Source organism: Prevotella sp. P5-126, assembly GCF_002251185.1.
Lineage (GTDB): Bacteria > Bacteroidota > Bacteroidia > Bacteroidales > Bacteroidaceae > Prevotella.
The window spans coordinates 20,882-40,819 of the sequence record NZ_NPIZ01000090.1 but is presented as its reverse complement, the minus strand read 5'-3'; the positions used below and the strand labels follow the sequence as shown (position 1 = coordinate 40,819).

22 protein-coding genes are annotated in these 19,938 nt (G+C 46.7%); 8 read left to right on the top strand and 14 right to left on the bottom strand.

Features of this window, described 5'->3' with window-relative positions:
* The 6 genes from CIK90_RS14260 to CIK90_RS10925 form a co-directional block, all read left to right on the top strand.
* Positions 1 to 294, top strand: a 294-nt coding sequence (locus CIK90_RS14260) for a hypothetical protein (RefSeq protein ID WP_158216062.1), incomplete at its 5' end; no start/stop codon positions are given.
* A gap of 94 nt (positions 295 to 388) precedes the next feature.
* Positions 389 to 1,213, top strand: coding sequence for a hypothetical protein (locus tag CIK90_RS10945; protein WP_144007268.1), 825 nt, complete (start codon positions 389 to 391; stop codon positions 1,211 to 1,213).
* A 128-nt stretch (positions 1,214 to 1,341) separates the two neighbouring features.
* Positions 1,342 to 2,388, top strand: a complete 1,047-nt coding sequence (locus CIK90_RS10940) for a DUF6557 family protein (protein WP_094465372.1) — start codon at positions 1,342 to 1,344, stop codon at positions 2,386 to 2,388.
* Complete coding sequence (locus tag CIK90_RS10935) at positions 2,372 to 2,674, top strand: hypothetical protein (protein WP_094389793.1); 303 nt, start codon at positions 2,372 to 2,374, stop codon at positions 2,672 to 2,674. The genes CIK90_RS10940 and CIK90_RS10935 overlap by 17 nt, the downstream gene beginning before the upstream one ends.
* A 15-nt stretch (positions 2,675 to 2,689) precedes the next feature.
* Entirely contained in the window at positions 2,690 to 3,004 is a 315-nt protein-coding gene (locus CIK90_RS10930) for a hypothetical protein (protein ID WP_094389794.1), read from the top strand.
* A gap of 14 nt (positions 3,005 to 3,018) precedes the next feature.
* Positions 3,019 to 3,645, top strand: coding sequence for a hypothetical protein (locus CIK90_RS10925; RefSeq protein WP_094389876.1), 627 nt, complete (start codon positions 3,019 to 3,021; stop codon positions 3,643 to 3,645).
* A gap of 779 nt (positions 3,646 to 4,424) precedes the next feature.
* Here the strand turns inward: CIK90_RS10925 and CIK90_RS10920 are convergent.
* The 12 genes from CIK90_RS10920 to CIK90_RS10865 all read right to left on the bottom strand — a co-directional run bounded on the left by CIK90_RS10920 (position 4,425) and on the right by CIK90_RS10865 (position 15,810).
* Complete coding sequence (locus tag CIK90_RS10920) at positions 4,425 to 5,840, bottom strand: DUF6080 domain-containing protein (protein ID WP_094465370.1); 1,416 nt, start codon at positions 5,838 to 5,840, stop codon at positions 4,425 to 4,427.
* A 37-nt stretch (positions 5,841 to 5,877) separates the two neighbouring features.
* Positions 5,878 to 7,242, bottom strand: coding sequence for a DUF6080 domain-containing protein (locus tag CIK90_RS10915; protein ID WP_094465368.1), 1,365 nt, complete (start codon positions 7,240 to 7,242; stop codon positions 5,878 to 5,880).
* Positions 7,239 to 7,823, bottom strand: coding sequence for an HAD family hydrolase (locus CIK90_RS10910; protein WP_094389877.1), 585 nt, complete (start codon positions 7,821 to 7,823; stop codon positions 7,239 to 7,241). Before CIK90_RS10910 ends, CIK90_RS10915 begins: the two co-directional genes overlap by 4 nt.
* On the bottom strand, positions 7,820 to 8,806 hold the full coding sequence (locus CIK90_RS10905; RefSeq protein WP_094465366.1) for an acyltransferase: 987 nt from the start codon (positions 8,804 to 8,806) through the stop codon (positions 7,820 to 7,822). The genes CIK90_RS10910 and CIK90_RS10905 overlap by 4 nt, the downstream gene beginning before the upstream one ends.
* Position 8,807: 1 nt before the next feature.
* On the bottom strand, positions 8,808 to 9,890 hold the full coding sequence (locus CIK90_RS10900; RefSeq protein ID WP_094465364.1) for an acyltransferase: 1,083 nt from the start codon (positions 9,888 to 9,890) through the stop codon (positions 8,808 to 8,810).
* On the bottom strand, positions 9,890 to 11,704 hold the full coding sequence (locus CIK90_RS10895) for a phosphoethanolamine transferase (RefSeq protein ID WP_094465362.1): 1,815 nt from the start codon (positions 11,702 to 11,704) through the stop codon (positions 9,890 to 9,892). Before CIK90_RS10895 ends, CIK90_RS10900 begins: the two co-directional genes overlap by 1 nt.
* 30 nt (positions 11,705 to 11,734) lie before the next feature.
* Positions 11,735 to 12,316 (bottom strand): nicotinate (nicotinamide) nucleotide adenylyltransferase, encoded by a 582-nt coding sequence (gene nadD / locus CIK90_RS10890; RefSeq protein WP_094465360.1) that lies wholly within the window; start codon positions 12,314 to 12,316, stop codon positions 11,735 to 11,737.
* Positions 12,313 to 12,882: a guanylate kinase gene (gmk, locus tag CIK90_RS10885; RefSeq protein WP_094389801.1), complete on the bottom strand. Its 570-nt coding sequence runs from the start codon at positions 12,880 to 12,882 to the stop codon at positions 12,313 to 12,315. The genes nadD and gmk overlap by 4 nt, the downstream gene beginning before the upstream one ends.
* Positions 12,883 to 12,889: 7 nt before the next feature.
* Entirely contained in the window at positions 12,890 to 13,765 is an 876-nt protein-coding gene (locus tag CIK90_RS10880; RefSeq protein WP_094465358.1) for a YicC/YloC family endoribonuclease, read from the bottom strand.
* 508 nt (positions 13,766 to 14,273) lie between these two features.
* Positions 14,274 to 14,969, bottom strand: a complete 696-nt coding sequence (locus CIK90_RS10875) for a hypothetical protein (RefSeq protein ID WP_144007267.1) — start codon at positions 14,967 to 14,969, stop codon at positions 14,274 to 14,276.
* Positions 14,917 to 15,291 (bottom strand): hypothetical protein, encoded by a 375-nt coding sequence (locus CIK90_RS10870; protein ID WP_094465354.1) that lies wholly within the window; start codon positions 15,289 to 15,291, stop codon positions 14,917 to 14,919. The genes CIK90_RS10875 and CIK90_RS10870 overlap by 53 nt, the downstream gene beginning before the upstream one ends.
* A 51-nt stretch (positions 15,292 to 15,342) precedes the next feature.
* Positions 15,343 to 15,810 (bottom strand): nucleoside deaminase, encoded by a 468-nt coding sequence (locus tag CIK90_RS10865; RefSeq protein ID WP_094435227.1) that lies wholly within the window; start codon positions 15,808 to 15,810, stop codon positions 15,343 to 15,345.
* Positions 15,811 to 16,120: 310 nt separating this feature from the next.
* Between CIK90_RS10865 and CIK90_RS10860 the strand changes: the two genes are divergently transcribed.
* Both CIK90_RS10860 and CIK90_RS10855 read left to right on the top strand, forming a co-directional pair.
* Positions 16,121 to 17,395: a glycosyltransferase family 4 protein gene (locus CIK90_RS10860; RefSeq protein ID WP_094465352.1), complete on the top strand. Its 1,275-nt coding sequence runs from the start codon at positions 16,121 to 16,123 to the stop codon at positions 17,393 to 17,395.
* Positions 17,396 to 17,410: 15 nt separating this feature from the next.
* On the top strand, positions 17,411 to 18,199 hold the full coding sequence (locus CIK90_RS10855; RefSeq protein ID WP_094465350.1) for a glycosyltransferase family 2 protein: 789 nt from the start codon (positions 17,411 to 17,413) through the stop codon (positions 18,197 to 18,199).
* Positions 18,200 to 18,247: 48 nt separating this feature from the next.
* Here the strand turns inward: CIK90_RS10855 and ispF are convergent, their stop codons facing one another.
* Together ispF and porV are read right to left on the bottom strand one after the other, a co-directional pair.
* The gene (gene ispF / locus CIK90_RS10850) at positions 18,248 to 18,721 is read right to left on the bottom strand and encodes a 2-C-methyl-D-erythritol 2,4-cyclodiphosphate synthase (protein WP_094389807.1); all 474 of its coding nucleotides are present in this window, start codon (positions 18,719 to 18,721) and stop codon (positions 18,248 to 18,250) included.
* A gap of 32 nt (positions 18,722 to 18,753) precedes the next feature.
* Entirely contained in the window at positions 18,754 to 19,917 is a 1,164-nt protein-coding gene (gene porV / locus CIK90_RS10845) for a type IX secretion system outer membrane channel protein PorV (RefSeq protein ID WP_094465376.1), read from the bottom strand.
* Positions 19,918 to 19,938 lie beyond the last annotated feature (21 nt).

Here is a 19,938-nt window from a genome sequence, read left to right as displayed (position 1 = left end):
TATGGTATAACTATTACTGATAGCCAAGGAGGTTATCTAGGAATAAGACATATTATATATGATTCCAAAGATTATAAAAATATCCAAGACAATGAAGTTCTTGCATTAAAGAAGATATTAAGGGAACGAGGATATAAAACGACTGAAAAAGCTTGGATTGGAACTAAATCATTTAATGAATTAGGCATGAATGAAGACGAAATTGTGACGAATATTGTTTCTGAAATAAACGAAATAGTTGAATTCGTAAGGAAAAATAATCAATATGGCACAAATGATTCAGCGCGGAAGTGAGTTACTCCGCATCAATACTCAAAAGAACGACATCGAATATTCAAAAGATGGTGGGCGTACTTGGCATCACAGATAGTTATTAATACTATTCATTATGGCATATTTTCAATTAACAGAAGCAATGATACTAACCTCTTTTGAGAAAACTGGGATAGATGAAAAATACTATCCTATATATGCTAAAATTGCAAAACGGTATTTTAAGGATCTATCAAAAGAAGGTTCTAACGAGGATGGGCAAACAGAAGAAGATAATTATGCCATTTCAAGTTTGAATTTGGCTGATGAATACATCACCTATTATGCAAAAGAAGCAGAAAAGGGCCATTGTGAACAATGGTGTGATACTATTGCAGATAAAGGCGAGAACAATTATTGGGCATATCGTGATGCGTATGACTTCATAGAAAATGAAGAAGAAAAAGAAAAGGAATTGTCTATTCATGCAAAATCGTTGAATGATGATCCTGTTTTCGTAGAGAGATACATCTATCTTTTTAAAGAGCAAGAAGAGAACTCATATGAAATGGCAAAAGAATACTCAAAGGCCTTCCATAAATGGATAGATAATGGCAAAAGCCAAAACTACGCACATGGTTATGCTTATGCTGTCAGTGAGAAGAACTATTTGGATGAATATTGCAAGATGTTTGCTGAAGCATATGCTATGGCTAAAGAACATGGCAAAAACGATGGTGAGGCTATATCTTTGGGAGAATTGTGTACTGACGTTTTAGATCAAGGGATTTATTCTTTTTTAAAGAAAGAGTATTTGCGAAAGTATCATGAAGACTGGCAAATAGAATTCTATTATCAAAAGATTTGTGAGGAAGAAGAACAAGAAAGAAAAAGAGCCCTAACACAGGATGAAAGGAATGGGATTCGTGAAGAGATCAAATGGCATATGACCCAGATTTGAAAAGAAGAATAACAGCCAAGTTGTATTTGTATACAATGATATGTTATTTCCTAGAACCTCTGCCCCATAATGGCAGAGGTTTCTTTTATCTTTGCACCACAAACGAAAAAAGATAAAAGAACGGAATTATGACTTTCAAAGAATTACTGAACAGCGTTTCTTTTGAGGAGGTGGCTCCTTGTATTTTGCAGATGCACCCAGATGCAGAGGGTAATTTGAAATGGTATAAGATTCATTTCGATATGTTGCGCTTGATGACTCCCAAACATCATGATGATGCAAATTCTAATGTGTGCCATATCTCCATGAGCAAATGGGACGAAGACAGTGAACCACATCTCGATGCTCACCCTATGGAGGGAGATTATTGGGAGCATTCGCTGACAAAAGAAATCGTCATTGCCCCTGAGGTCAAGGCTACCAATGCAGAGATTGCCGCTTGTTGTATTTGGCATACCTCATTCTATGGTTTTGTAAGAGAACAACAGGAAGAAGAATTCAGATTCTTCAAACTCGACAATTACCACAAAGATAGGTGGGATGATTATATATATCATAAGGTACGTGCAGAGAAGTATTTCTCCGTCATCCGCAGAAATGGTGGCTACATACCTTCTGTTAGAGAATTAGCACCATCAAAGAAACAAGAATTGTTCAGCAAGGCCAAAGATTATTTCTGGTGTATTAGCGCATCAATGAACAAGATTAAAAGGAAGAAGATGTTTCGTAGAGAGTTTATGGCACACTACTATGAGCGTATGGCAGCTATCAGCAGGTTTATCGTTCAGGCCATTCCGGCTTTGAGTGACGAAAGAAACAATATGAGCATGAATCAATTGTGCGGCCTGTTTCAGTCTGACTTGTTCAGTCCAGAAACTATCACGTCGTATGCGGATGAGAATACCAATGGGGTCAAGTACCTATGCGAGTTGCTGGAGATGGAAGATATCAATACCAGATTAGACAGAATGGTAGTGGTTCTAACCACTGACGAATGGCACCAAGAACTGACTCAGGATGAACAGCGCTTGTGCAAGCTCCTTATAGGCAATTGCAAATCCAGCGACATCCTTGTAGCCACAGATCCTTCTTTGGGCAGACAGGTCCGTATCGACTATGCAACATTTAATTCTGAACATCCATTAATTGGCAAGCAATATGAAAAAGAAATATGATGACTCTATTGACTATATAAATGGTTATCCAATAAGTGAAGTCTGGGGGACTTATCACTATTTGGCACGAGAGATTGCTCCTCGATTGAAAGCTTTCAAGGCTCATAAAAAGCACGGATGGCCAGAAGATTTCGAGACCCTGGAGGATTGGAATAAAACCATTCAGAAGATGATCGATGCATTCGAATTGGTGAAAGATTATTCCCCGTCTTATGAGGAAGATATACGGACTCTTGAACAAGGGGTGGAATTGTTCTGCAAGTATTATCGTGATTTGTCGGATTAATATTATTGATTCTGTATGAAAAGGAAGAAGAAAGATGACTCCGCTGAGAACTGGAGTTACAAGAATGACTACCCCATAGAAGAGGTATGGAACACTGACAACTGTTTGGCTGGGGTGATTGCTGCTCGATTAAAAGCATTCAAGGCTCTTGACAAGCATGGCTATTGTCCTGCATTTAAGGGAATGGCAGAATGGAATAAGGCCATACAGAAGATGATTGATGCTTTTGAGTTACTGAAGCATATAACATCGTTCAGTGAGGAAGAAGAAAAGATCATCGAGGAAGGACTTGAACTGTTCTGCAGGCATTATAGATATTTATGGGATTAACTAATCGTTTTATTATGGACTACAATGTAGATGCAATAGAGAGGGAGATCATGCTAAAATATAATGATTATCGCAGTTATAACTCTGATAATGATGTGCTTTTGTCCCTACGAAAAGACATCATCAACAAGCAGGTTCTGGCAAATCAGAAAGAACTGTTACCTGATATTATCGCCTTTAATGATGCACTGCGTGAGGCACTTCGTGAAATGTACGATCGAGCTCATTGTATTTGGAATAAGATGATAAATATCATAGATGAAGGTGATGGCGAAGAGATGGTGCTTACTGCTAAATGTTATCTCGATACAGACTATCCGGTTTTGCATCCTATACAGGGTGAAGATAGACAAGATTTGTGGTATGCACTGTGTGATGGTGACTTGAATCCTATGTATGCTGATGGTGTATCTGTGTTGACGCTAACACTCCCAAGAGATGAAGATGACTCCTTTGATTCTTTTATTGGTATGGACTGCCCTCCTCCTAATTGGAACGAAGGCCTAGACCAGGAACTGACACAGGATTTGCATCTGATCAATCAGTTTCACACGCTCTTTCAGCACATGAACTTCGCCCTTTCAGATTTTATCTATGTGAGGAAGTTCAAGACGGAGATTAATATTGAAATTATACAGTAAATAAACAATAAATGTTTTTGGTAATTTAAAAGAAATGATTACCTTTGCACTCGATGATGAGTCATAGTACGGTTGCTGGCTCAGCATCGGGTGTTCTTTGATGCAAATTATAGCAGAATGTGGAATTGAGTACGGTTGCCAAATCGTAACCCAGTTTTTCCTCAATTCCCCAGACTGCCTTTATGCAAAGAAAAGCTGAGCATTCTTGCAAAGTTACGAAAACATTTTGTAACAACACCACGGATTGCCATATTTTCTCTCGTCTTGCATTTCCCTACGTCCATTCCCCTACGTTTACAGCCATTGTTGGAAGCGAAGATAACTCGCTTGCCTACTGAATATTAGACCATCACAGACGGCACTTCCTTTAGCAAATTCATTGAATTTCCTCTGCAATTTCATTGAATTTCCTCTGCAATTTCATTGAATTTCCTCTGCAAATTCATTGAGATTGCTATCACAACCATGTTGCGTTGCATCGGCACATGACTTCTATGACGCTGCAAAGTACCATTTGTCGCACACCTTCCAAACGTGCACAAACCACTAACAGACAATATATTGCACTATCAGAAACAATACTTGCGTGAGCAAAACAATTTGATTTACTCAGCAAAACAATTTGATTTACTCAGCAAAACAATTTGATTTACTCAGCAAAACAATTTGATTTGCAGAGAAAGAGCCTGTCAACAGAAAAACTATGGACGCTGGATGGATATCTCATCCAACGTCCGTAAGTATCGTATAGGTAGTTTTTTTCAGTACGGTCACACGTTTCAGAGCGTTGCATTGATGGGCGACAGGAGGAAATCTACCAGCTGCACACCATTATAGAGAAGGAGGTAGATCGACAATACTGCGGTCAATAGGCGAAGCACCTGACGCGGTGTGCCCTGCAACCGATGGAACAATGCGGCTGTTGCAAAAGGCACTACGAAGAGCCAATGGGGGGCCATAATGAATATCTCATTGATGCCGAAACCTAAAACGAGATGGATGCCCATGTCGAAAACAAAATATGATAGTGCCAACCACAACACTCTGTTGCGACGACCTACCCACAGTCCCACGATGAAAAGCAGTACGATGATGCCTTCAACCACATAGCTGATAGCCCAATCGTAGCGCACAAAGACGGGACGGAACACGAGCGTATCGCCCAGAAAATGCTGCTGGTGGAACTGTATGGCCTCGCCAAAGAGGTTTTCATAGGCTGTTTCCAATCGTGGAGTGGTGGTATCGGTCCAGCTCAAGAAGCCCACTTTCTTCATCGGCTTACCTGTTTTGGCTGCCTGACGCGCAAGCACCTGATTGCGCTTCTGCTGTTTTTCCTCGGCTTTCTGACGTTCATCTACCGACAACGAAGCCATGAAACGCTGGCGTTCCTCTGCCTTTTTAGCCTTTGCGGCAGCCCGTTGCTGCTCTTTGGGCCATACGTAGGTGCGGTATTCCCAGCGCGAGAATCCCCATATCAATGCTGCCGGCAGCAGCACGCCAAGTAGCAAATGGCGCCAACGGAAGAACGAACGGCCATTGACCAATAGTGCCGAGAGGTAGGTCTTGATACCGTTGCTCAGCGTGACACCCGCTGTCACCACGAAAAACAATGCGGTCTGCCACCACGACAGTTGTCGCCCGGCATGGATGCAACAGCCCGACACATAGACGGTGAGCAGCAGCAAGAACATCGAAATGGTGAAGTGGTCGGGCACAATGACCGACAACAGGATATATGCCATCGAGAAATAATACGCCGACAGCAGTGTGGCATCGCCCTTGGGCAAGAGGAAAAACTCGCGCATGATGCGATAGGTGAACAGATAGGAATAGAGCGAAGCTGCCACGAGTGGCAGTGCTACGACATATTGCACACAGTTGACACCCGTCAATGCACTCAACATGGCATTGATGAGGAACAGGGGCCAGATGAAAAATGCCAATAGCGGATGGCGATAGACATTATAGACGGTGCCCCAATCGGTAACGCCAAGATAGGTCAAGGGGTCGTAGCCGGAGAGATGGAACTCGCGCATAAAGACTTTCCAATAGGGTCCGAAGCCTTCTTGCATAAACAGCGGGGAGAGTCGCGCAATAAACAAGCCGTTGAGTGCCACTATCACCAGCAGGACGATGAGTGCCATCCAGCGCTCTTCCTTACGAATCTTGAAAATGTCGTTGAATATACTTATCATACCAAATTTTTATTTTGTTGCTTGAGAAATCATACACTTATTCATACCAGAAGGCGGTAGATACGATGGGCTGCTGCATCCAGTCGAAAAGGAGAGCGAGGTTGTGGCTCACCAAATAGACCATCAGTGCCAACGTGACTCCACGCAGCGCCAACAGCCACCGACCGTTAGCTCGCACAAAGAGAAACGACAGGGCGATAGGTACCACATAAAGCCAATGGGCTGCCATGATATACACTTCGTTGATGGCGAAGCCCAGTCCGAGGTGCATCAGTGCATCGGGCACGATGCCCAACAGGCACATCCATAGCAAATGGTGGTGACGTCCCATCCAGATACCTGCCACAAAGAGCAAAAGCAGAAGCAGTGAAACGGCATAGCGCCACACCGACTGATAGGACAGCAATACCGGGCGATAACTCGTCAGCACATCGTCGAGCACGTGAGTTTCGTGGAACTGGATGGATTCGCCCCAGAGGTTTTCGGTCATCGTGTCCCATCGGGAGGTCGAGATATCGGTCCATCGGAGCAGTCCGCCCTGTCCCAGCGCCTTGCCTTTATGGATGACCCATGGCGCATGCTTATAGCGTTGATGGTTCTGGCGTGCTTTCGCCATCATCTCTGCCTTGTGTTCTTCGAAGTAGCGCTGCTGTTCCTGCTGTTTCGGATAAACATAGATTCGCTCCTCCAGCATGCCTGCTCCAACCATCAATGCCGATGGAACGACCACCGCCAAAAGGAAGTAACGCCACTGGAAGAAGCGACGTCCACGGGCTATCCATTCGGCGGCAAACACCTTGACACCATTGGTCAGTGTCACACCGGCGGTTGCTATAAAGAGCAGAGCGGTCTGCCAGGTTTTCAGCACACGGCCTTCCTGAGCTGCACCGCCTATCAAATAGATGGAAAGTAGGATGAGACAGAGCGACAAACTGAAATGGTCGGGCACGAAAAACGTGACCTGGATGTAGGCAAAACTAAAGAACAACAGGGTCAGCAGGGCGGCATCTTCGGCTACGACACCCACCAGTCGGTGGATGATGCGATAGAGCAACCATGCCGACACACAGCCGCTAAACCATACGATCATGGCGGATATATAGAGTGCGGCATTGAAGCCGAACAGCGACATGACAACCTCGTTGACCGAAGCCGGCAATGCCATGAGATAGGGTAACAGCGGATGGCGCAACACATCATATTTCATGCCCCACTCGGTGAGTATCGCATAGTTGTTGGGATCAAAGCCAGAGACATGGAAGAGATACGACAAGCGCTTGGCATAGTCGGCGGCAACAACGGAAAACACCGCATCATACTTCATCACCATCAGCACGTTGAGCACCAACAGCAGCACGGCAACAACCGTCACCAGCATCTTTTCCAACTGTTTTTCTCTCATACTCGAAATGGTTTATAATGAGCCTCATCGGCAAAAGCAAGCATCTCACGGTCGCCACGGCTATCACCATAGGCGGTCAGGCGATATTGCTGGCGGTCGGGAAAGCGTTGCAACAGGCGACGCACCTTCTCGCTGCCATAGCAATTAGGGGTGAGAAAGCGACCGGTCAACCGGTCATGAGCCACCTCAACCTGTGTGCCGAGCACACAAACATGGGGGAAGAACGGCTGCACCCAGTTGTCGATAGAGGCACTGACGATGACCACCTGGCGGTCGGCATCGCAATCGCGTTGCAGCGATGCCATACCCTTTTCGCGCAGTATCGTGCGGTTGTCGGCAGCAAACTGCCGACAATGGCGGTCAAACTCCTGAAGCGTCATGCCTCGGAAGAAATGGGCAAACACCTTTTGCTTCGCTTTGTAGTTGGGATAACAGTGCAGTTTCATCAGCACCAACAAGGGCGAATAACACAGAAATCCCCACAGCATTGCCCATCGCCCATGCACATAACGGATGAAATCCAATAGCGAATCGCTCTTGGTCAGCGTTCCGTCGAAATCATATACCACTACTTCTTTCATAGCCATTGCAACAGTCGTTTCACAAATTGATGGAGCAACCACGCCAAGGGGATGGTCAGCACGATGGTCAACAGCGACGTGGGCCAGTAACCCAGATGGTAGGGACTGAGCCAAGCCATCACAAAGTGGTTGTGGATGAGATATGCCTCCAGACTCAATCCGCCGAAGAAAGCCCAGAAACGGTTGACGCGTTGGGGCAGTCGGCGAAATATTCTATTGAGCAACAGAATGGCTGTCAGCGTCAAAGGGATATAAATCATGCGCTCTACGAAAAGTGGGAAACGCCCGTGAGATACCTGTTCGAGATAGATGCACGATGCGAAACATGCCACAAAGGTGATCAGGGCAAGCCATACGGCAGCACCGTCGATGCGCACTTCACGACGTACCGTTTCACCGAAATTGATGCCAAGGAAGAAGATGGGCACGCGGCTCCAGAAGATTTCCAAATGTCCCACAGCATGGTGGACGGGTATGATCCACTGCACCATGACACACCACAACACCATCAATACCACCGACCAACGATAGATGGGGTGCCTGGTGATGAGTTTCATATAAGGTGGTGCCCAGAGATAAAGCATCATGATGGCGGGAATATACCAAAAAGTCAGCTCGTCGTGAAGCCAGAAATTCCAGTTGATGGTGATATTGCCTATCAGATCGATGATACTCCCGGTTTGCGGATTGAAGCGTGGAATATAGTAGAGCGATGCCATGATGAGCCACGCAGGCAAGATGCGCAACAGGCGACGACGATAGAAACTCCAGGTGGAAGGTTGCTTCACCCAGGAGAACCAAAGGCCTATGCCACTAAGAAAGAGAAATATATCGACGCCGATATTGCCACAGCGACGGAGGCCAAAAAACAAATCGGTGCGGGGTAATCCCACATGGAAAAGGATGATGAAGAGCATGGCGGCTCCCATCAGTTCGCCTCGGAAACGGCTGATATTTGCCAGTTCGATGTCCTTGGTACGCATACTATTTATCGCTTTGGGGTTGTGGTATCTGGTCTATCAATAGTCGCACCGCCCACGAAGCACCGATGACCACTACGACATAGAGCATCAGTCCGTCGTAAAGGTCGCCTCGCCATGCCACGGTGATAAAGAGTTTGCGGATGATGGGGTGTGCCACAAACATGGCGGCTGACAGGCCACCAAACCATGCCAACACATGGCCTGCACCTGCAGGTATGCTCTTGACAAATGCCACACTACCCACAATGGCAATAACAGGAACCCACAGCCATGTCTGGAAGGTGTAGCTCATGACAAAAAGCAATATCAGCGACACCAGCAATATCACACTCCAAACACCGCGTCCCCATAGGGGCATCGCCTTGCGCCACTGCTCATAGCGTGCCCAGAGGATGCCCATGCCGAAGGGCACCATGCCGCCAATGAAGTTATAGCGCAGTCGATTGAGGGGCTCGCCCTCAGGGTCGCATACCATTTGAAGTATCCAGCAGACTGCCATCAGCGCTACGGTCCATCCGTAATGGCGGCGATAGAGCAGGAAACGATAGACGATATAGAGTTCTATCATCAGTCCGAAGAACCAATAGATGCCGGGCCAGATGATTTTATCGGGTGTGGGCAACACATTGATATACATCACCAACTGTGCCACTACATGATTCCAATGGAAGTGGAAACGCCCCGGAGTGACGGCATCGACCATGAGAAAGATGGTGAAACCCACGATGAGCATGCGCAAGAGTTTGAGATAATGGTAGCGCACAAACGACAAGCGGCGATCCAATGAATCGGCAGGGGCACTGCCACGCTCGTATTTCATCACCAGTCCGAAACCGCTGAGAAAGAGGAATACGGGTACACCGTAATGGCCAAAATACGAGAGCAGATGGGCAGGAAGCAGACTGTCGGGACTGGATAGCGCTTGCATCAGGCGGTCATTATTAGAGGTGAAAAACTGATACTCATTCTCCTTGACTATCGATCCCACGAAGTGACAATAGTTATGGAGCACGATGGCGATGATGGCGAGACCGCGCAAGGCGGCGCATTCGGTGCGCGTAAGGAGCGTAGGAGTGGTTTTCATCAGCGTGATGTCTTGTTCAGATGGTTATAATCGGTGGTCATCTTCAGCACTCGTGGCCGTTGGGTGTTATACTCGGCATTGAGCACATCATAGTTTTTACGATAGTAATTGGAGTGGATGCCACCAAGGAAAAGCAACGTATGGGGCAGCGCATCGGTCATCAGCGGACGGTGGCGATACTCCTGTATGGCTTTCCATCCGTAGGGATGGGTCATGCGGTATTCATCGGAAGCCCATATCCAGAAAGGTATCTCAAATTCCTCGCGTGCCAACCGATAGTCGATATCGGCAGAATGCATGCGACCATAGAAGGGAAGACTGCCGTTGAAGCACTCCTCACCATGGTCGGGCACATAGATGACGATGGCATTTTCGTTTTCAAAGCGACGGATAATCTGATCGACCACAGAGTCGTTGTAGAGCACAGCATTATCATAGTCGGCATTGATCTGCTGACGTTGTGGCGACAAGTCTGTGCGGTTATAGTCGGCAGGAGTAAACTTCCGACGGGTTTTCATCGGGAAGCGCGCACGGTAATCGACGTGCTGGCCCATGAGATGGAAGATGGTGAGCTGGTGGGGATAGCGTTTCTTTGCCACCATGCGGTCGTAGTCTTCAAGCAATCCTTCGTCGTAGCGATGGAGTTTGGAGTTGCGCTCGTCGAAGAGTGCACGGCTCAGCGTGGGATTGTTTAAGAAGAAGCCGCCACTGAAGTCATATACTTCTTCACCCGATTTGGGTAGGAATTGATTGGTAAGGAACTTCACGTGATAGCCAGCTTTGCGGAAAACCTGCGGAAAGAGCGGACTGTCGCACCACTCTCCATCGTCGCCAATACAGTGAAGTGAGAACATGTGCTTGAAAACAAAGCTTGTCAAGTTCCATGGAGCTACCACATCGGTGAACGCCACAAGGGTGCTATCCTGCATGCGCTGTAGCTGTCGGGGGGTAGTGGGCCGCTGGTAGCCATAGAGTTGAGAGCGATGACGGTTGTAACTCTCGCCGATGATGAGTACGATCTGCGGACTACGGAAGTCGCAACTCTCTACGCTGACATGCTCGGAAGTGGCAAGAAGACGATCCACCTGCTTCGCTGCCAATCGGTTGGCATAGAGACTAAACATCAAACGGTAGATGGGGAGATAGAGATTGGCACACCCCTTTTGGGTCAGTTCGTGTTCCACCTCTCCCAGATTGTGCTTGCTCATCAGGCGTACCGTGGCACACTTATTGTCCCAACAACGGGAAGCGCAATGGATGAAAAAGGCAAAGGCAGCGATTCCTGCCAGTGCACTGAGCGTCCATACCACCGGGGGAGCGAGTCGTGGACCAACCATTTTATTGCTCCGCAACTGTTGTGCCACCATATTCCATGCCAGATGGAGCAGCGCGATAAGCAGTATGAGTCCTGTTTTAGAGGTGATGAGATCCCATCCGACATAAGATTGCAGAAACTCGCCGGCTTCGCGTCCGGTGGTTTCGAAGAAGAGCATCAGCATAGTGGGGGTCAAAGTGGATTCGAAATGCACATAGCAGAACATGTCGATGAGTGCCACCGCATAGAATATGAAAGCCAGAACGGCACGGATGACACGGCGCACTTTACGCGGGATTACCGCCAGGATGGCACACAACAGATAGAGATCGAAAAACAATTCGACAGCCGACAACTCGTAGGGAACGGCACCGCGCAGGTGCAGTCGTATTTCTGTCTGTGTGCAGCAATATCCTAATGCATACATGAAGACAAAGAAGGAGGCATTGGATCGGATAGGCCTCCAAAGCATGCTGATGATTCGCAACAATTTCTCCATGATGATAATTTACTTATTTTTAGTTATCTTTTATTGATGATAGAATCGTTCTACGTCGGCAATAATACTATCGGGCACCATTCCAATGATGCTTTCGCCTCGTTGTATGCGGGCTCTGATAGCGGTGCTCGACACGTCAAGGAGCGGTGCATTTACCACGGTGAGGTGACAACAGGTATGGTCATCGTCGGCAGGAACCATCGTACTTCCGGGGCGTGGATAAACGATGATGGGGTATTTCCTACGGATGTCGTCAGCGCGATACCAGCGATTGAAGAGATCCCAATTATCGCCTCCGATGATGAGCGAAAACACATGGTCGGGAAAATCGGCGGTCAATGCCTCGAGAAGATTCCAAGTATAGGACGGTCGTGGCATGTGCATTTCGTAGTCGCTGACGTTGATATGAGGGTGACCCTGAAGGGCTTTCTCAGCCAATGCCAGTCGCTTCTGGTCATCAAGCAAGTCGTTTTGCTGCTTCAGGGGGTTGTGGGGTGACACCATCAGCCATATCTCATCGAGGCTGGTGTGGCGGAGAATCTCTTCCGCGAGTGCCACATGTCCACAGTGGATAGGGTTGAACGACCCTCCAAAGATGCCGATATGCTTCATCCGAGGAAGTCTTTGAGCAGTCGGAGTGCCTCTTGTTTGGCTGTTTCGAGGTCGTCGTTGACCACGATATGGTCAAATTTCGGGGCGAAGGTCAATTCGTATTCTGCCTTATCCAAACGCTGTTGGATGGCTTCGGGAGTATCGGTGGCGCGTCCTTCAAGGCGGCGGCGCAGTTCTTCTACCGATGGGGGTTGGATGAAAAGGCTCATGGCTTCATCGCCATAATACTTCTTGATGTTTACTCCACCCTTCACATCGACGTCGAAGACGACATTCTGGCCAGCTTCACGCTGGCGTTCCACCTGTGCTTTGAGTGTTCCATAGAAGCGGTCGGTATAGACCTCTTCATATTCAAGAAACTCGCCATTGGCTATTTTCTGACGGAATTCGTCGGGTTGCAGAAAGAAATAATCCACTCCATCCTGCTCTGTTCCGCGTGGTTGGCGACTGGTGCAGGATACGGAGAAATAGAGCTTCAGCTCTGGATGTTGCTCCATCAGCCAACGCACGATAGTCGATTTGCCGCTGCCGGATGGGGCTGAAACGATGATGAGCTTTCCTTTCATAGGCGATTTAGAGTGCGTTGAGCACTTGTTCTTTGATTTGTTCCAATTCGTCTTTCATCTTCACCACAATGTTCTGCATCTCTGCCTGATTGCTTTTCGAACCGGTGGTATTGATTTCGCGACCCATCTCTTGGGCGATAAAGCCGAGCTTTTTACCCTGTCCGGCATGGTCTGCCATGGTTTCGCGGAAATATTTCAGATGGTTTGCCAAGCGCTGTTTCTCTTCGCTGATATCCAGTTTCTCGATATAGTAGATGAGTTCTTGTTCCAAACGGTTCTTGTCGTATTCGGCAGAAGGTATCTGTTTGAGTCCATCTACAATGCGAGTACGAATCTTCTCCACACGACTTTTCTCGTAGGGTTCGATGCTTTGGAGCAGTGCTTCGATATTGTCGATCTTCTCAGCAAACTTCTTTTGCAGAGCTGCACCTTCCTGAATACGGAAGTCAACAAGGTTTTTGATGGCCTGCTCGACTGCTTGTCGTGCCATTTCCCACTCTTCATCGGTCAGTGTTTCCACTTCTGTCTTTGCCATAACATCGGGCATGCGGGTCAGTGTCTGCAACCAATCCACCTGCTGTCCGATAGCATTAGCCTCAACAAAAGAGCGCAACTGATCGTAATAGTTCTGCATCAATGCGGTGTTGATGGTAGTGGCATCAACTATGACATCCTTTTCTACCCAGAGTGACATTTCCACTTTTCCGCGCAGCAAATGCTTTGCTATGAGTTGGCGCACCTCCATTTCTTTCTCACGATAGAGTGGTGCTATACGAGTGGTTAGGTCAAGTTGCTTGGAATTGAGCGACTTGATTTCCACATTAATCTTCTTTTCTTTGAATGCTACTACGGCTTTACCATAGCCTGTCATTGACTGTATCATGCTGTCGTTATCGTTTTTTCGAGCAATTGTTATCTGTTGCTACACTCTTGTTTACCTAATATTATTCTTATAGTACAAATCTCTTTCTCTATAATATTAGGTGCAAAGGTAGTGCAAACCGAGCGAAATGCAAAAGAAAAACTCGTTTTTCTTTTCATTTCCGAGGTGCAGCCTACCTTGGACCGCAGGTCAAAGGTACGATTAAGTGAGCGAAATGCAAAAGAAAAACTCGTTTTTCTTTTCATTTCCGAACGTGAGTAACTTGGACGCATCGCGTCAGAGGTACGATTAAGTGAGCGAAATACAAAGGAAATTTATTATTTTCTTTGGATTTCAGAAGTTCCAACAAAGTATGCACATCGTAATTACCGAATATATACTACGTTTTAGTCCGATGCAGAGAGTTATGGTTCTTTGCCTCGGACTAATAGGTATTATCGCCTTATACCATACGGTTTTGCATCACAAAACCCATTGGTAGGCTCCACTAAAGAAACGGCAAAAGGGATTAATCATACATTTTTCTTTGAAAGCCACCTGTTGCAGATTCCTCATATTCATGACCGTCATTCCCTGTATAGGTATTCATACCTGTTTTACGAACTCTGACAGAATGACCATATTGATCGCTGATTGATATCTCATCATCATCATCTGATTTTCTTTTTGATGATTTTGTAGAGCCTCTATCTGAGAAGAATATCAACGGTATAATAACCAAAACGAATATGGACGCTATCATTGTCAAGTATAGCATCTCAACAATAGCTGCTCTGAAACTACCGAGTTGCTTTGTTCGCAAGAGAAGTAAAAGGACTTGATATACCAAGAGTGCCCCTACCATGATATCCAGATTAGAGGTAAAGTAATAGGTGATACCACATACTGTGGCAGCTATAAGTGGGCGAAAACACTTTGCTCCTATATCTGCAACATCCATATCAGCCATCTTATCGAACATGCCTGGGACATCTACACCAAAGAATGCAAACAGTATAAGTGCTAAGACACAGAGTGCTAACCATGGAACAATAAATGAGGATAGACTGCTGAATACTACAGATGGCAAAGTTACTTTTTCTGCACTTTTATTATTCTCTTTAGGTACAACAACTCTTTCGGGGACGTCGGTTGCATCACCAACAGCTTCTTCATTTGCTGTTGTTGCTTGCTGTTGAGGGGTTTCCTGTATTGTATGATGCACGATCGCTCTCGCTCTTCTTAACCTCTATGACTGCTTCACGCTGTGCTGGCTCAGTTTTCTTTGCAGGTTCTTGTTTCAACAATTTGCAGCAATACTCAGCGACATAAGCTGTTTTTCCATGATATTCGAAACGAATCATATCGCCATCCATACCCGTTTCGGTGATTTCATAGCCTCGATGTATCATACCGAGTTTATTCAGGTATTGGGGAGAATCCCACACTGTAAGGTCTTCGTCGGTTACAACCCAACGGCGTTGCGCATCAATACAGACTACTGAGATGTAAGACAAAAGGATAAATAGAATTGTGCGTTTCAACATAAAGATATTTATTGTTTGGGGATTATATAATCAACAAATATCATATCCATATTAGTATTCGGTCTTATCTGTCTTCTCGCGCCACATCTCAAAGGCTCGTTTAGCTTCGTGTTGCATCACTATTTCACTGGGTTTCTTACGATATTCAGGTTTCAGTTCGAGTTCTTGGTAGATGAAATCGTCGTCGAAACCAATGTCGGCAGCATCTTTTCTGTCATTCGCATAATAGATTTTGTCGAGGTGTGCCCAATAGATAGCACCCAAACACATAGGGCATGGCTCGCATGAGGTATAGATTTCACACCCTGCCAAATCGTATGTTCCCAACACTTTTGTTGCTTTACGAATAGCACTAACCTCTGCGTGTGCAGTCGGGTCAAGGTCTATTGTGACGCAATTGGATGCTTCTGCCACAATCGCTCCATCTTTCACAATGACAGCACCAAATGGTCCACCACCATTCTTCACACTATTTTCCGATAGTTCAATGGCTCTTGCCATAAAGTCGTTCTTATTCATATTCTATTTCTTTCTTTTTTGCCACAAAGATACGATTTAGTGAGAGAAGAACAAAGAAAAACTCGTTTTTTTTATTTGTTCTTCCGAACGTGAGTATCGAAGAGACGTAGTCTCAAAGATAGTGCAAACCGAGAGAAATACAAAGAGAAACGTAGTTTTTCTTTTATTTCCGAGGTGCAGCCTATCGAAGAGGCATTGCCTCAAAGATAGTGCAAACCGCCTTCTGCTTCCACACCCATAGACGATTTTTCTCTAAAAAATAGAATGGAATTATAGAAAAACTTGTAATTTTGTAGCAAAATAAGAAGATATGAAAGTTCTGATAGTCAACACAAGCGAACGAACAGGTGGTGCTGCAGTGGCAGCTAAGCGTCTATTGGAGGCTCTAAACGGCAATGGTGTGAAAGCAAAAATGCTGGTAGGCACTAAAGAAAGTGATCATATCAGCGTAGCACAAATACCTCATCAAAAACGGCTACACTGGAATTTTCTATGGGAACGCCTGTGCATTTGGGTGCGCCTACGCTTTCAGCGCCGCCATCTCTTTGAAGTGGATATGGCAAATGCTGGTTGCGACATCACCAAACTGCCCGAATTTCGAGAAGCTGACATCATTCATCTCCACTGGATCAACCAAGGCACGCTATCGCTCAACGGCATCCGACGCATCCTGGAGAGTGGCAAACCGGTGGTGTGGACCATGCACGATATATGGCCTGCAACAGCTATCTGCCATCTTACACTCGGATGTGAACGGTTCAAAACCGCTTGTCAATACTGTCGGTTGCTGCCCGGTGGCGGTTCTGCCAACGACCTATCATCGTTGATATGGCGTCGCAAACAACACATGCTCGAGGGACGACACATCAGTTTCGTTGCTTGTAGCCAGTGGTTGGCAGGTGAGGCTCGACAGAGCGCACTGCTGAAAGGACAGACTGTCAGCGCTATCCCCAACCCTATCAGCACGTATATTTATCGACCAGGAGACAAAACGGTTGCACGCCAACGCCTATCATTGCCTATCGATGACCGTATCATTCTATTTGTATCACAGCGCGCTACCAATCCCAACAAAGGTATGCAGTATCTGACGGAAGCCTGCCAACTATTAGCAAAGCACTACCCCGACATGGTGGAACATACCGCAGTGGCTATCCTCGGCGGTCATGCCGAAGATGTAGTGGCGCAGTTGCCGTTCCGTTCCTACCCACTGGGCTATATCAGCAACGAGCAACGCATCGTCAGTGTCTATCAGGCTGCCGACGTCTTTGTGTTGCCTTCACTCTCGGAGAATCTTCCCAACACTATCATGGAGGCTATGGCATGTGGGTTGCCCAGCGTAGGATTCCGCATCGGAGGTATTCCCGAAGAGATTGACCATCAGCAGAATGGCTATGTAGCAGACTATTGCAGTGGTGAAGACCTTGCCAATGGCATTCGCTGGGCACTATCGGAAGCCGATCCGACTGCCGTTGGCAAAGCGTGTCTCGACAAGGTGACACGCTGCTATTCACACCAGCGTGTGGCACGACAGTATATTCAGGTTTATGAAAACGCTATGCGTCCGACCACAGCCAAACAATAATTTCCACTATTATTCATGCAACAGACCATTACCATCAGCGTCATCACCATCACCTACAACGCTGCTACGGTGTTGCAACGCACCCTCGACAGTGTGGCGCATCAGACATATCAGCATATCGAGCACCTTATTATAGACGGTGCATCGAAAGACGATACACTCGCCATAGCGCATCGCTATGCCGAGGGCAAGAATTATCCCGTAGTCATCCAGTCGGAACCCGACAAGGGTATCTATGACGCCATGAACAAAGGAATGGCGAAGGCAACGGGCGATTATCTGGTATTTCTCAATGCTGGCGACGTGTTTCATGCCGACGACACCCTACAGACTGTTTGTCAGACGATAGCCCTACAGACAGCCGGCAACACCTCTGCCCCACTGCCTGCAGTGGTCTATGGAGATACAGCAATAGTGGATGAGCAAGGCCATTTCCTACGATTACGAAGACTTCGCCCACCCCACCAACTCTCTTGGCGATCGTTCCGATGGGGCATGTTGGTATGTCACCAGTCGTTTTATGCCCGCACGGATGTGGCGCAACAGCATCATTACAATCTGCAGTACCGCCACTCTGCCGATGTAGATTGGTGTATCCGACTGATGAAAGATGCGGAGAAGCGACATCTACCTATTGTCAACAGCCATCAAATTCTATCCGACTTTATGGATGGCGGCAATACCACACAACATCACCGTGCCTCGCTCCGTGAGCGTTTCACAGTCATGCGCAACCATTATGGATTTGTTTCCACACTGCTGTGCCATCTTTGGTTTGTAATAAGAGCAGTGATAAAGAAATAAAAAGATCTGCCTACAGATAGTTGAAAGGGATTGCCAAAACAATCGCCACTACTTTTCTATCAGCGCCACGGCATAGGCAGAGATACCCTCCTCACGACCAGTAAATCCTAAACGTTCGGTAGTGGTGGCCTTGATAGAAATATTATCGGGATCGGTACCGATAACATCTGCCATACATTGTTGCATGGCAGGAATATGCGGATTCATCTTCGGACGCTGGGCACAGATAGTGGCATCGATGTTTACCAACCGATACCCTTTGGTGGCAATCAGTTCAATAGTCTTGCGGAGGATAATCTTGCTATCCATTCCCTCAGTTTCGCTGCTGGTATCTGGAAAATGAAAACCGATGTCGCGCATATTGGCTGCACCCAATATAGCATCGCAGATGGCATGTATCAGCACATCAGCATCGCTATGTCCCAACAGTCCCATGGTGTGTTCTATCTTGATGCCGCCCATCCAAAGGTCGCGTCCGCTGACCAACTGATGAACATCATATCCCATTCCTACTCGTATCATAGTTGTTTGTCTGTATTATATTTGGTGTAGATTTATCGTTTGAAGAGGTCCTTGATACCGTCCATATCAAATGCCAGTGTGAAGCGCAAGGTCTGGTCGAGCGGATTGCTTTTGGCTGTGGCAATGACATATCCCACATCGAGCGAAAAGACATTCATGCGAAAACCGCCTCCCACAGTGAAATATTTCAAGTTGCCTTTGTTCTCACTCTGATGGTGATAGCCTGCACGCAGTGTGAACTGATCATGGTAAACATACTCAGCACCGACACTCCACTGTATCTCTTGCAACTCCTCTTTCAGTCCGCCAGGTGCATCATGGAAGCTCTTGAAGATGCCGGAAATGGCACTCACATTGTTGTATTCATCGATGACACGCTGTTCATACTCCTCTTTGCTCTCGCCTTCGTTTTGTTTGGGCACCGTCGGTACCAATAGTTTATTGGCATCGGCAGCTATGGTAAAGCGGTTATACTCATCGACAGGCACCATCAGCGAAGCGCCCAGACGCATATTGGCAGGTAGGAAGTTGGATCGTTCATCGCCGAAATAGGTAATCTTACTACCGATATTGGAGATGTTCAGACCCAGTCCCAACTGACATTCGCGCTGTCCGATATTGATGTAGTTGTTATAGTAGCATGCCAAATCGGCTGCCACTGCCGATGCTGGCGAAGCGTCTTCGCTATAGTCGTAACGCAGATCACTATAGAGCCAACGTATGGCGGCAGCAATAGAAAAGCGTTCGCTGAGCATGAGCGAATATGCCACATCGAGCGACATCTCATAGGGTTTCACCGTCATGGCATCGTCACCAGTGCCGGTATAAACTTCACCTAAGGAGAAATAGCGCAGCGAACCAGATATAGCAGAATAGTCGCCGATGCGATAGTAACCTGACAGATATGCCAAATCGATATCGTTGACCAACTGTCGGAGCCATGGCGTATAGTTGAGTGCTATGCCTGCCCTACTGATACAGAAGGGATATTTAGCGGGATTCCAGTATTGTGAGTTGACATCAGGATCGGTGGCAGCACCCACATCGCCCATACCTGCCGCACGGGCATCGGGTGCAATGGTCTGTGATATGACGGCATGGTCTATGGGGTTGAACTGACTTTTTCCGTCTTGCGCCCAACCGTTTGCTGCCGTTGCCATCAACATGGCTATAAGGAGAATCTTTACTTTGTTCATCATCAATATAACGTAGCCATG

Coding starts and splice junctions, on each gene's coding strand:
- CIK90_RS10855 (WP_094465350.1), top strand. CDS start 17,411: ATGCAACAGACCATTACCATCAGCGTCATCACCATCACCTACAACGCT.
- CIK90_RS10870 (WP_094465354.1), bottom strand. CDS start 15,291: ATGTTGAAACGCACAATTCTATTTATCCTTTTGTCTTACATCTCAGTA.
- CIK90_RS10930 (WP_094389794.1), top strand. CDS start 2,690: ATGAAAAGGAAGAAGAAAGATGACTCCGCTGAGAACTGGAGTTACAAG.
- gmk (WP_094389801.1), bottom strand. CDS start 12,882: ATGAAAGGAAAGCTCATCATCGTTTCAGCCCCATCCGGCAGCGGCAAA.
- CIK90_RS10915 (WP_094465368.1), bottom strand. CDS start 7,242: ATGAGAGAAAAACAGTTGGAAAAGATGCTGGTGACGGTTGTTGCCGTG.
- CIK90_RS10945 (WP_144007268.1), top strand. CDS start 389: ATGGCATATTTTCAATTAACAGAAGCAATGATACTAACCTCTTTTGAG.
- CIK90_RS10925 (WP_094389876.1), top strand. CDS start 3,019: ATGGACTACAATGTAGATGCAATAGAGAGGGAGATCATGCTAAAATAT.
- CIK90_RS10895 (WP_094465362.1), bottom strand. CDS start 11,704: ATGGAGAAATTGTTGCGAATCATCAGCATGCTTTGGAGGCCTATCCGA.
- CIK90_RS10860 (WP_094465352.1), top strand. CDS start 16,121: ATGAAAGTTCTGATAGTCAACACAAGCGAACGAACAGGTGGTGCTGCA.
- porV (WP_094465376.1), bottom strand. CDS start 19,917: ATGAACAAAGTAAAGATTCTCCTTATAGCCATGTTGATGGCAACGGCA.
- ispF (WP_094389807.1), bottom strand. CDS start 18,721: ATGATACGAGTAGGAATGGGATATGATGTTCATCAGTTGGTCAGCGGA.
- nadD (WP_094465360.1), bottom strand. CDS start 12,316: ATGAAGCATATCGGCATCTTTGGAGGGTCGTTCAACCCTATCCACTGT.
- CIK90_RS10880 (WP_094465358.1), bottom strand. CDS start 13,765: ATGATACAGTCAATGACAGGCTATGGTAAAGCCGTAGTAGCATTCAAA.
- CIK90_RS10935 (WP_094389793.1), top strand. CDS start 2,372: ATGAAAAAGAAATATGATGACTCTATTGACTATATAAATGGTTATCCA.
- CIK90_RS10905 (WP_094465366.1), bottom strand. CDS start 8,806: ATGCGTACCAAGGACATCGAACTGGCAAATATCAGCCGTTTCCGAGGC.
- CIK90_RS10900 (WP_094465364.1), bottom strand. CDS start 9,890: ATGAAAACCACTCCTACGCTCCTTACGCGCACCGAATGCGCCGCCTTG.
- CIK90_RS10910 (WP_094389877.1), bottom strand. CDS start 7,823: ATGAAAGAAGTAGTGGTATATGATTTCGACGGAACGCTGACCAAGAGC.
- CIK90_RS10920 (WP_094465370.1), bottom strand. CDS start 5,840: ATGATAAGTATATTCAACGACATTTTCAAGATTCGTAAGGAAGAGCGC.
- CIK90_RS10940 (WP_094465372.1), top strand. CDS start 1,342: ATGACTTTCAAAGAATTACTGAACAGCGTTTCTTTTGAGGAGGTGGCT.
- CIK90_RS10865 (WP_094435227.1), bottom strand. CDS start 15,810: ATGAATAAGAACGACTTTATGGCAAGAGCCATTGAACTATCGGAAAAT.